The sequence below is a fragment of the Bacillus timonensis genome (genome assembly GCF_004799755.1).
GTDB classification, from domain to species: Bacteria; Bacillota; Bacilli; order Bacillales; family Bacillaceae_L; genus Ferdinandcohnia; species Ferdinandcohnia timonensis_A.
This window is the reverse complement of sequence record NZ_SLUB01000133.1, coordinates 1-1,063: the sequence shown is the minus strand read 5'-3', so window position 1 is coordinate 1,063 and position 1,063 is coordinate 1. Positions and strand designations below refer to the sequence as shown.

General features: G+C 42.8%; 2 tRNA genes and 1 rRNA gene. All 3 read right to left on the bottom strand.

Annotated elements, in window-relative coordinates:
• Window positions 1–582: 582 nt before the first annotated feature.
• Window positions 583–658, bottom strand: a tRNA-Asp gene (locus E1I69_RS24190).
• Window positions 659–661: 3 nt separating this feature from the next.
• A tRNA-Met gene (locus tag E1I69_RS24185) sits at window positions 662–738 on the bottom strand.
• 158 nt (window positions 739–896) lie between these two features.
• Window positions 897–1,012, bottom strand: a 5S ribosomal RNA gene (rrf, locus tag E1I69_RS24180).
• Between the last annotated feature and the right edge of the window lie 51 nt (window positions 1,013–1,063).

The window sequence follows — 1,063 nt, the reverse complement described above, 5'->3', positions numbered from 1 at the left end:
AGATGTGTATAAGAGACAGCATTTGGATCATTGTGTTGATTAAGGGCTTTTCGTCGGGGCGCTGGCTGCGTTCAGGTCTTTATTTGCTTGATGATAACCTTTTTGGTGTTGTGATCGGTGCTTTTTGGTCTTCATTTGCTTGATGATAACCTTTTGGGTGTTGTGATCGGTGCTTTTTGGTCTTCATAAGCTCGATGAAAAGGATTTGGATAAAACTCTTCGCTTCTTTTCCCCTTCATAACCCCAATGAAAAGGATTTGGATAAAACTCTTCGCTTCTTTTCCTCTTCATAACCCCAATGAAAAGGATTTGGATAAAACTCGTCGCTTCTTTTCCCCTTCATTACTCCAATGAGAGGATTTGGAGTGGAGCACTTCCCCCAATTTCCCCTTCATTTAATTTTATTAAACACTCTATGTATATCCATCTATATTTACGGTTTCTTCTTGATAACTCTTACTAAAAGTATTATTCCCATAATATGAAAAAACCACAACATTAAATATTGTGGCAGATACTACATTTTAAATTACTTCAAGAAAATAAAAAAACGAAACCTAAAGTTTCGTGTGTTTGTAAATATGGCGGTCCCGACCGGGATCGAACCGGCGATCTCCTGCGTGACAGGCAGGCATGTTAACCGCTACACCACGGGACCAATTGGTTGCGGGGGCAGGATTTGAACCTACGACCTTCGGGTTATGAGCCCGACGAGCTACCAGACTGCTCCACCCCGCGATAATAAAAATATATACAGTATTTGTCATGCGCATGTTTAGCACAAGACTGTCCCTTCCTCTGCTAGCTAACTCTAGAAGCTAAGTCCGTCGGGACAACTCGCAGTTTTTTCAATGGTGCAACGCTCGTTGCTCCACCCCGCGATAATAAAATAATAAGCCTAGCGACGTCCTACTCTCACAGGGACAAAGTCCCAACTACCATCGGCGCTGAAGAGCTTAACTTCCGTGTTCGGTATGGGAACGGGTGTGACCTCTTCGCTATCGCCACTAGACTATGTTGAAGGATTCATTCCCTCAAAACTAGATAACGCTCCTACATTCAT